Source organism: Enterobacter cloacae complex sp. SYL003 (genome assembly GCF_049236925.1).
Lineage (GTDB): Bacteria > Pseudomonadota > Gammaproteobacteria > Enterobacterales > Enterobacteriaceae > Enterobacter > Enterobacter intestinihominis.
Window position 1 is genome coordinate 17578 of sequence record NZ_JBMKJK010000029.1, and the last position, 8879, is coordinate 26456.

At 50.9% G+C, this 8879-nt stretch carries 15 protein-coding genes; all 15 read left to right on the top strand.

Translation table 11 applies throughout. The annotated features are described in order from the left end of the window. Positions 1 to 9 precede the first annotated feature (9 nt). Positions 10 to 276 (top strand): helix-turn-helix domain-containing protein, encoded by a 267-nt coding sequence (locus tag ACOT1A_RS23000; protein WP_004187367.1) that lies wholly within the window; start codon positions 10 to 12, stop codon positions 274 to 276. 63 nt (positions 277 to 339) lie between these two features. Further along, positions 340 to 1623, top strand: coding sequence for a DGQHR domain-containing protein (locus tag ACOT1A_RS23005; protein ID WP_011091054.1), 1284 nt, complete (start codon positions 340 to 342; stop codon positions 1621 to 1623). 606 nt (positions 1624 to 2229) lie between these two features. Further along, positions 2230 to 2409, top strand: a complete 180-nt coding sequence (locus ACOT1A_RS23010) for a hypothetical protein (RefSeq protein WP_015063360.1) — start codon at positions 2230 to 2232, stop codon at positions 2407 to 2409. Between the two features lie 72 nt (positions 2410 to 2481). Further along, on the top strand, positions 2482 to 3342 hold the full coding sequence (locus ACOT1A_RS23015; RefSeq protein WP_011091055.1) for a DUF4942 domain-containing protein: 861 nt from the start codon (positions 2482 to 2484) through the stop codon (positions 3340 to 3342). A gap of 189 nt (positions 3343 to 3531) precedes the next feature. Next, on the top strand, positions 3532 to 3870 hold the full coding sequence (locus tag ACOT1A_RS23020) for a hypothetical protein (RefSeq protein WP_011091056.1): 339 nt from the start codon (positions 3532 to 3534) through the stop codon (positions 3868 to 3870). Between the two features lie 97 nt (positions 3871 to 3967). Continuing rightward, a complete protein-coding gene (locus ACOT1A_RS23025) occupies positions 3968 to 4198 on the top strand; it encodes an Hha/YmoA family nucleoid-associated regulatory protein (RefSeq protein WP_011091057.1) in 231 nt (76 codons plus the stop codon). A 297-nt stretch (positions 4199 to 4495) separates the two neighbouring features. Further along, positions 4496 to 4732: a hypothetical protein gene (locus ACOT1A_RS23030; RefSeq protein WP_011091058.1), complete on the top strand. Its 237-nt coding sequence runs from the start codon at positions 4496 to 4498 to the stop codon at positions 4730 to 4732. Between the two features lie 84 nt (positions 4733 to 4816). Continuing rightward, entirely contained in the window at positions 4817 to 5227 is a 411-nt protein-coding gene (locus ACOT1A_RS23035; protein WP_011154458.1) for a DUF1380 family protein, read from the top strand. A 61-nt stretch (positions 5228 to 5288) separates the two neighbouring features. Then, complete coding sequence (locus ACOT1A_RS23040; protein ID WP_011091060.1) at positions 5289 to 5594, top strand: hypothetical protein; 306 nt, start codon at positions 5289 to 5291, stop codon at positions 5592 to 5594. A gap of 200 nt (positions 5595 to 5794) precedes the next feature. Continuing rightward, entirely contained in the window at positions 5795 to 6235 is a 441-nt protein-coding gene (locus ACOT1A_RS23045) for an antirestriction protein (protein WP_040027871.1), read from the top strand. 43 nt (positions 6236 to 6278) lie between these two features. Further along, positions 6279 to 6563 (top strand): hypothetical protein, encoded by a 285-nt coding sequence (locus ACOT1A_RS23050; protein WP_011091062.1) that lies wholly within the window; start codon positions 6279 to 6281, stop codon positions 6561 to 6563. Between the two features lie 153 nt (positions 6564 to 6716). Further along, positions 6717 to 6938, top strand: coding sequence for a hypothetical protein (locus ACOT1A_RS23055; RefSeq protein ID WP_011091063.1), 222 nt, complete (start codon positions 6717 to 6719; stop codon positions 6936 to 6938). Positions 6939 to 7009: 71 nt separating this feature from the next. Beyond that, positions 7010 to 7444 (top strand): single-stranded DNA-binding protein, encoded by a 435-nt coding sequence (locus tag ACOT1A_RS23060; RefSeq protein WP_011091064.1) that lies wholly within the window; start codon positions 7010 to 7012, stop codon positions 7442 to 7444. Positions 7445 to 7501: 57 nt separating this feature from the next. Beyond that, a complete protein-coding gene (locus ACOT1A_RS23065) occupies positions 7502 to 7813 on the top strand; it encodes a hypothetical protein (RefSeq protein ID WP_011091065.1) in 312 nt (103 codons plus the stop codon). 132 nt (positions 7814 to 7945) lie between these two features. After that, positions 7946 to 8482, top strand: coding sequence for a hypothetical protein (locus tag ACOT1A_RS23070; protein ID WP_011091066.1), 537 nt, complete (start codon positions 7946 to 7948; stop codon positions 8480 to 8482). Positions 8483 to 8879: the final 397 nt, after the last annotated feature.

Below are 8879 nucleotides of genomic sequence, written 5' to 3' on the forward strand. Positions count from 1 at the left end.
AGGCTTGCTATGGGCAATAAATATACCGTGCCGCTTAACGTGGGCGCGATCCGCGAAAGTTGTTTCCGTCCCGCTGATAAATGGACCCCGCCGACGGGGGATGAACTCCGCTATCTGCTGGAAAATGTGCTCAACCTCAGTCAGGAGGGGCTGGCGCGACATGTTGGCGTGAACGGCAGAACGGTGCGCCGCTGGGTGAACGGAGAAAGTGACATCGCGTATTCCGTCTGGTGTGTCCTTTGCATCGATGCCGGCTTACCGCCGATCTGGAAATAGCCGCGCAAAACACCGACGCGCAAACGTGCTTCCTGAACGTATCGGATATACGAAGGAAATATTATGAATACTGATAACTATTTTTTCAGAGTCCCGGCCACACGCGGAATACAGGGCGGCATAGAACAATACATGCTGACGGTTCCTATGGTCGTGTTACGTCGTATTCTTGCAATGGACAATGATGGCGATGTTATGGATCGCAGCCAGCGAGAAGCGAACAAAACGCGGGCCAAAAAAATACGGAATTATGTTGCCGGCGCAACATCAAAACGAGCTCCCTATATTTTGCCGTCAATTACCGGAAATATTGATAGTCATGTTGAATTCCTTCCCAGCGAACTCTCGCCGGCAGTCGGTATTCTTAAAATTCCGATGGACGCTGATTTAAAATTATTCGATGGCCAGCACCGTGCGCTGGGTATTTTTGAATTTGTACGCGATTATTCCAACACGGAAGATACGATCAGCTTATTGCTTACCGTTGGCCTGCCACTTGAGTTACGCCAGCAGTTTTTCGCTGATATTAATAACAACGCGAGCAAACCGGCAGCGGCGATCAGTATGGCATATAACAACAATGATCCGGTCAACCAGCTGGCAATGCATCTGGCCCGAACCGTCACCGGGCTGGCGGGCACAGTGGATTTTGAACACAACGTGGTCCCGGCAAAAAGCTCACGGCTTATCAGCTTTAAAGCGCTGAACGATGCGACGAAAAAAATGCTCAACCTGCGGGCCAACAGCATTCCCTCGCCGCAACAGCGTGACATGGCAGAAAGACTCTGGACTGCCTGGGCGCAGGCGATGCGCTGGAATGATATTGCCCAGGATGATATCGCCGCGGAGTACCGTCAGGAGGCGCTGGGACTGCATGGCATCATGATTAATGCGATCGGTATGGCAACGGCCAGGATGTTACGGCACAGAACCCCTGAAAGCATCGAGAACCTACTGGCCTGTGCTGAAAACGGTGACAACGGTTTTCATTACCGGGAGTCGTTTGTACCTGAGTGCTGGGAAGGGAAGTGTGTTGATCCGGAAACAGGCACCATCAAAACCGACAGGCGGTCGCTCGAAGCAACGGCTGAAGCGTTGCAAAAGCTGATAGATCCGTTCGCAGATGCGCTATGGTTGCGTGATTACCTGCCAGCTGAGGAGGCGACTGATATGGCATTACTGAAATATGCAGCCGACATCGAGAATTATAAGCAGCGTACTGCCGCGCCGATGATCAATATCGTGGAGAAGCTGAAGGCGCTGGGTGACGGCGAACCGCAGTTCAGAGCGTCGGTGCTGGCTTCCAGTGAAGGACTGAGCCACTATCTGGCCGGGGCTGAAGGCTGACCAGGTGTCCGCCGCCTGCAGGGCAATACGGGCATCGAACCCGTATTGCCCTGAAACGCGCTGAGCAGCTCTCTGAGCGCTTGTTTCAAAAACCTGTACCCCACATCGCCTCTATTGATTTGACGTGTCCAGCCGGCCATTCTGGCCTTATCTGATGTTATTCCGACATGGCATCTGCCAGTTAACCTACTTCTGACATCCGTACCGTGTGTCTTCCCTGTTCATTTCTGCTCAGTTGCCGGCGTTTTCTGGCAGGCCTGTCGTACTAAAACACCTCTGGGCCCCTTCGGCTCCTGCCCGTCGGGCAGTCGTCAGCCACACTCCGCTAGCCAGGCAAAGCCTGGCAGCTCCGCCGAACCCCCTGCGGGGTTTCGGGCTATCGCTAGTGTCTGATGCCTGAACCCCTGCACCATGCCGGTAAAGTGCTGCCAGCTGGCTGATGGGGATCTGAAAGCAAAATTTACAGGGAAGGGAGTCCGGGAAAAAACAAAGGAAATTAATCAGATAACGCTTGATTGTTATGGCTCATTAGACGTATAATGATCACATCGAAAGGCAATGAGGCTTTTCGCGGTAGCGCCCCGACTGGCGCAGGAGTTACAAATTATGAGTAAAGCACTGACCCCTTCCCAGCTTAAAGCTGAACTGGACACGCAGAAAGATGCGCTGCTGAAGGCGTGCCTGTATGCCCTCAACGAAATCCCTAACCGCCGTTTAAGTGGTCCGTATTCGTCCACGTATGCGCTGGCCGCGCAGATTAGTAAACTGCTTCAGAGCTGCAAATAATCATTGATGGGCTGGCATTGCCAGCCCTGTTCAACGCTAACGGTAGCGCCCCGCATGGCGCAGGAGTCTGAAATGTCATCTAAAAATACTCTCCCGTCGGTCGATCTGATGTCCTGCCAGCATGGCGGTGACGTGATCCCGTCCATTGCTATTGAGCGCATTATCTCGTTGCGGGATGAAGGTATCCGCGTCTATCTCGACGGCATAGACAAGCTGCGAAAAGCGCGCGATCTGATGCAGCAGGCCGGAGGCTGTCAGTACCTGTATGACTACGACAAAGCAGTAGAGAGCGCCATCAAATGGAGCGACACCACGCCAGACCAGGCCGAAACGGCTATTTCCCGCGTTATCGACGGAAAAATCTGGGATCGGCTGATGACGGAAACCGGCATGTATACGCTGATGAGCAACAAGCAACGTCAGGAATGGGATCGGCAGGTGGCAGGCAAAGAAATGCCGCCGATAACGCTGGATAACGTTATGAGCACGTTCCGGCACCTGAACGCAAGCAAGGCGGATACTTTCACGCAAGGGCTGATAGATATCTTTAAATCCCTGTCGTGGGATTATAAAACCAATAACCCCTGCATGTTTGGCAAGCGTATCATCATCGCGCCGTTGCTCGATGTCTGGCGCAGTGGCTGGGTGCGCTTCAGCTCAGACGGGCACACCAAAATTGACGATCTGGCGCGTCCGTTCTACGTGCTGGACGGGCGTAACGTGCCTGATTACCGTGTTTCTGACGGCGCCAAACTGGATGCTTTTTTCAGTGAAAACCAGTTCAACGGTAAGGTGTTCGAGTGTGATTACTTCAGCGTGCGATATTACAAAAAGGGCAGCGCGCACATTACGTTTAAACGCCCGGATCTGGTTGAGAAGATCAATAATCTGGTCGCCAGTCACTATCCTGGGATGTTACCCCCTCGCGTGTAATCCAGACGGCAGGCCGCATTTGCGGCCTGAAATATAAACAGGGGAAGGAAGTATTCCCCGGCCTGAGAAAATCATGCCGGGCATGTATTTATTGCTTGATTAGTGTGGCTCATTAGACGTATAATAATCACATCGAAAGGCAATGATGCTTTTCGCGGTAGCGCCCCGACTGGCGCAGGAGTAATAAACATGGCTATTCAATCCCTTCAGTTCCGTAACGGCTCCGTTTCTCTTGGTGATGTTTTTGTTTCCAGCTGGGGTTATGAGCAGACAAATACCTGTTTCTATCAGGTTATCGCCCTGCGCGGTAAGAAAACCGCCGTACTGCGCCGCATCGCTGCGCAGCAGGTGAAAGCAGACAGTGCGATGTCAGGCGAGTTAAAGCCGGTTTTGAACGAGTTTAAAGGCGAACCCGTGACCCGTCGCATTCGTGAAAACCATGAGCATCCCTCTGTCAGCATTGACGAGTACGAACAGGCTTATAAGACCGATCCTAACGAAAGCCATTTTTACAGCACCTGGGGCTGACCGCCTGCTACGCCCCGCAAGGGGCGTATAGTCAAAGACTTATTCAACCAAAACGTGAATACTATGCGAAATAACAAGGCGCTCAGGACGCAGATACATGGCGGAAACAGTTTATCAGGCGCGGAGGCGTTTTTACCTTCTCCGTTTTCGGCGCAGCCGTAACCCGGACACACTGGAAAAAATGTACGAATCCATGCGGGATCGTGGACAGGTGCCGCCGGAGGACTCCGAGGCTTTTGAGGCTGCCGCCGACCATCGCCGCGCAGAGCTGGCATCGGGACGCATCTGGGATAAGATCCCGCCGCATGTCTGGCAGTATGTAAAATAATCACAGCGCCCCCACGAGGGGCGTTTTTTTGCTTGCATGTATGGCTCATTAGACGTATAATGTTTTTACTGATTCAAATCAGTACCTTCCTAAACAGCCTTACAGGTGCATTATGACCTCTTCTGAAATCCTCCATAACCTCCCTCAGATTATCACGGCCGTGGCCGCCCTCATTACAGCCATTACCGGGCTGATTAAAGTCATGAAGGATAAGGGTAAGGACTGAACCGCCGCAGGGGGCGACAGCCCCCTGCATCGCTAACCGGCAGCGCCCCGATTGGCGCAGGAGTAAAAAAAGTGACAACGCTGCATATTCGAGAAATTCCCACTGATGGCGCACCGCCTATCTGTGCAGGCCGCTCAATCTCAGATGATGACCTTTGCGCCTCATGCCAGCATCTCGACTATCGCCCTGGGCACCTCAGCGCCTGCCTGCTGTCAGGTTGCGGGCGTGACGACTGGCCTTCAGAACTGGATGAAAACGGCTACAGCGTTGCCTGTAGCCGCTATGAGCGTGAAAAATTGCTTGATTAATATGGCTCATTAGACGTATAATAATCTCATCGAAAGGCATCCGGTCTTTCGCGGCAGCGCCCCGACTGGCGCAGGAGTTTTACAATGCACGGTAACGTAAATGAAATTTGCGCAAGGCTTCTCGATAGTTTTGAACCACAGCAGCGGATCAGCCTTCTGATCTGGACTGCTGAAGATGTCCATGACTGCACCAGTGATATGAACCTCACTGACGATGAGGCCGAAGCCGTTCTGGCAGAAATCGCGGAATGCAGTTCACACAGCCGTTATGGCGTCGGAAAAGATACCGTCTGGAGCCTGGCAAAGCAGGTGCGCGAAGATGCCGCCCGCGATCGAAAAATCGAGGTCAATGCCGAGGCGCTGCAAAAAGTCGTGGCGCTGGCGGCGCAGTTTATCCGGCTGGAAGAGATCCAGTCTGGTGAAGGAGCTGCACGCCGACTTTATCCGCAGGAGTCTGAGGCGCTGGAGTGCATCACGAAGGTGATTAACGGCTAATTCACGCAGTAACGCAGCGAACTTTCACGGCAGCGCCCCGACTGGCGCAGGAGGAAAAAATATGTCCCAGAATGAAGCCTATTACGACACGCTGGCCCTGATTGAAAAGGGGCAATGGTGTTTCGGCAGTATGGACGAAGAAAACGAAGAGCGGGCAATCAAGGCCGCTAAGGCGCTGGCGCTGTTTGCGCGCCTGAATGAGCAGGACTGCGACGGACACCCGGTTTCCGAAATCATCGTTGATTTTATCGCTAACCTGATGCACCTGGGGGAAGCGATAAATTTTCGTGTGCTCGATGAGGAAAGCGCGGTGATCCCGTTGGTCAGGATGGCAGCCGTACACTTTAACGCTGAAACAAAGTCATAGTAATCATGTGAATCAGAGGGGGGCAGGCGTGATCCTGCCCCCAAAAATGGACAGGGGAAAGAGTTGTCCCGCCTGAAAATATTCAGGCAGGCGGGGATATTTTGCTTGATTAATATGGCTCATTAGACGTATAATAAACACATCGAAAGGCAATCCGGTCTTTCGTCGGTAGCGCCCCGACTGGCGCAGGAGTACAGAAAATGTCTACTGAACTGAATCAACCCGCCATCACTGCACGCATTATCCCCAATAACCGCCGCATGGCCTTTCTGCCACGCCTGTTCGGCGCCTGGTATCTCACAGGTGAGGCCGGTGTCTACAACCACGCACGCTCTCTCTGCGCCGATTATCAAGGCGGTTCCTGGGAGTTCGTCGAACTGTCTTGCGGTAGCGGCTTCATGTACCCACTGAGCGCAGAGCGCTTCACGGTATCGGTTAGCGGTAACTGGTTCGAAGGGGAACTGTCCGCAGAAGCTACCGGTATCGTGCTGACCCTGTTCACCCTGAACCACATGATCTGGCACGCACATGAAGAAGGCTATCAGCACATCTGCGACATGCTGATCACCCAGCAGGAAAAGCTCAAATTATATGCCGACCAGCACGCCGAAGCCGGTTTGATTTACCGCGCGATTGACTGAAACGGCGGCCCCCGCGAGGGGGCCAATACTGACAGGGGGAAAAATGTTAACACTAACTGATATTCGCGCCAGCAATACGGTGCTGGTTACGGAATTTGGCGGCGTGCGTGCTGTGCATTTCTGTCTGCATGAAAAATTAAGCGGTAGCGACAACGATCTGTGGTTTCCGCTGGCCAATGGGGCCGACCTGTTCGAGGCGCTGGAAAGCATTATGTGCATCAATTTTGCCGCTGCTAACGTTGTCTCGCTGGAGTTCCTGCGGCAGAACGGGAAGTGCAAAGACTACCGGATCACCTACAACAAGGCCAAATTCAAGCCATTATGTTAGATTTCTGGTAGTATTAAATGTTCATATTTGAACAAATTTAATTAAAAAAATACGTCTGATGAGTTGATAAAATGGCTCATTAGACGTATAATTATTACATCGAAAGGCAATGAGGCTTTTCGCGGTAGCGCCCCGACTGGCGAAGGAGTTGAAATGAAAGAAGCAGACCAAAAAAAAGTGAATGCCGTAATGGCAATTGCTGATTATCTCGGTGTAAAAAATCAAATCGAGGTGATCGAATACTCAGCCGAATCAGTGCAGGTTGAGTGGCGAAATCCTAAAACAAAACAGCTTATTCATCGTGATTACACTTTTGCAATTTCCTTTGTAAAAGACTTTGAAAAAGCCCTGAAATCGAACGTGAAGTTTTACTGATAAAGAGGGGGAGAAATCCCCCTTAATCCTCCCATTTTTTACTGATAAACATCAAATATATGAGGTGTATTATGTGGAAACGTGGCGAAAACAAAGTGATTCTGATGGGGCGTGCTGGCAAAGATGCAGAAGTGCGTTACACCCCAAACGGAACGGCCATTGCGAGCCTGACGCTGGCTACTGAAATCAGCTACAGCGACAACGAAGGGAAGGAGCAAAAAGAAACGGAATGGCATGATATTGTCATTTTTGGAAAGAAAGCTGAAGCAGCTGGGAAGTACTTCAAAAAGGGTATGATGCTGTATTTTGTCGGGCGCATTCGTAATAACAAATGGCAAGGGACAGACGGCAAAATGCGCAGCAATAAGGAAATTGTGATCGATAATAACGGCGAAATGCAGATGCTGCCGGGAGCTGGGCCACGTAACACCAGTGCTGAAGGTCTGGGAGGTACTGAAAATCATGATGAACCGCCGTTCCCGGATATGAATGATTACCCGCAGTGAGTATTTGAGTGAGAACGGCCCGCAGGACGTGGGCCGCCAACCCAGAAGGGGGGAAGTATGAATATTAGTGAACAATATCGGGTGGCTGTCGTCAGTACCGGCCATGTAAAAAAAGAAGACGCGGAGCTACTGGATAAGGTCTGTAACGATGACTTGTCCGGTGAAGGTTTATTCTGGATCGAGAAAAATCGCTATGGGTGGATATTGCGTATTTCTGCTACTGAACAATGGCGTGTGGAATTAACCAGGGCGGGGATCAGTGCAAGTGCTTTGGATAATATAGCCGCGTTAAATGGTGCCGGGTTCGACTGGATTTGGTTTGACCGGGATGCAGAACAGGTGCCAGAACTGACCGTTTGGGAGTGGTAAACCGGTTAAAAATATGCCTCGAAAAGGGGCATTTTTTTCTTGCCTAAAATGGCTCGTTAGACGTATAATAAGCATGAAGTTTAAAAGTGGATATTGATTAAAACGCTCTGTAAATAACGTGGAGAGAATATTATGGCGACCTTATACCCTTATGAGGTTTATACCCTTATTGTGTCAGAATTAATCGTAAGCCATTTTAATGATGTCGCTATGGTATATCCGGGAAGCGAAGAAATTAAAAAGAACTACGACAGTGAATTAAGTGCTGTACAGGTAGTTAATGGCATCAGAGAAAAACTGATTGAAGATGGTGTTATACAGTGCGAACAGTGCCCACTGCTATCCGAGTGGGATGAGAACAAGGTTATCAACCAGCTAATTAAAGATTACCGCCTGATTCTCAATCGTGACTATGAACTAAACCGTGTTCGTCAGCAGCTGGCCCCGGAGCTGATCGCACAGATAGAAAACTGGAAAGAGCAGAAGTATTCCGATTCTGCGAAGGAATACGAGGTGCTCTATGAAACCATCAACATCAACGGAAAGGAGGTTACAGGAAAACTAAACGTAGTTGCAGTAAGTCGCTTTGATGCTGTTTTCATCGTAGGACAGCGTCACGCTAACGATAACTTTTTGGTTCTGGATGTAAAGGAGGTGATGAATCATTGAAGTCCAGAAAAGGTGCCGGATTGCGCCAACAATCCGGCTGGGTAGGCAATTTAAATTGTGAGGTTCAAAATGCCGTTGTGGATTATACACTATGCTGAAGATGTCGCAAACGGAGTGCAAACAAAGTCGCATCCGATGAACGCAGCGCAATGGGATCACTTCCGTTTCTGGTTGGCAGTGTTCCGGCGGATTAAAGAAGCCGCGATGTAATCTGTAACTGTCTCAGGGGCGCTGTATGCGCCCCTTTTTAATATCCGTGCCCGGACTCCTTTCCCTGTAAATTTATCGGGATCAAGGGCGGATCGTGGCCCTGAACGTGCGCACCATTGAGCGCTGCATCGCAGCGGAACCGGAAAATTTTTTCCGGCCAATGAGTGCCCTTGTCACCGGAACGGTG